The sequence below is a fragment of the Vibrio sp. AIC-3 genome (genome assembly GCF_013114515.1).
In the GTDB taxonomy this organism is placed as follows: Bacteria; Pseudomonadota; Gammaproteobacteria; order Enterobacterales; family Vibrionaceae; genus Vibrio; species Vibrio crassostreae_C.
In genome coordinates this window covers 1-714 of the sequence record NZ_VTXG01000078.1, presented here as the reverse complement: position 1 = coordinate 714, position 714 = coordinate 1, and the positions used below count along the sequence as shown (strand labels likewise).

Genomic DNA, 714 nt, shown 5'->3' with positions numbered 1-714 from the left:
ACAGACTTTCCTGTCTCAATTGCCGTCGAACTTGCAACAGAACGAAAAATCATAGATTTAGTTACTTTTTTCTTTTCAACTCTCATTTAGAGCCCCGACACTTTCGTTATATTTGTTTTTAGATCCTATATCAACATTACAACATTATCAATGATAGAGTGATAAATGGTCATAGCATGCTAGTTAAACAGCAATTTTCACCTAGTTCTTTGTAAATTAACCTGAAACTATCTCATGTGATCCCTATCTGGCAGGGTAGTTGTCACTGTTAAAATTTAACCAGTTTGGGCGATAAAGAGTAATTGTGTCTCGTATCTCAGTAGAAAGAAAAGAAGCTATATTGAAGAAGCTGTTGCCTCCCTATTCAATGTCAGTTAAAGAAGTGTCGGAAGAGGAAGGAATTAGCACTGCGACCCTGTATCATTGGCGCAAGCAACTCAGACGTTCAGGAGCCGCAGTGCCAAATAGCAACACTTCATCAGAGCAGTGGTCTGCTCAAACTAAACTCGCCATCGTCGCTGAAACCTACTCAATGACAGAAAGTGAACTCAGCCAATATTGTCGTGAAAAAGGTCTTTTTCCAGAGCAAATCCAAAGCTGGCGCAGCGATTGTATGCAAGGGTTTAAGTCGAGTAAAGAGCAGGAAGCTGAAGCAAAGAAGCAGGCTAAAGCTGACAAACTTGAAATCAAAGAGTTGAAGAAAGATTTACGACT

General features: G+C 39.9%; 1 protein-coding gene. It reads left to right on the top strand.

All coding sequences use genetic code 11. From position 1 onward, the window contains the following. Positions 1–304: 304 nt before the first annotated feature. The coding region (locus F0229_RS21670; protein ID WP_171733697.1) for a transposase at positions 305–714 on the top strand (410 nt) is incomplete at its 3' end.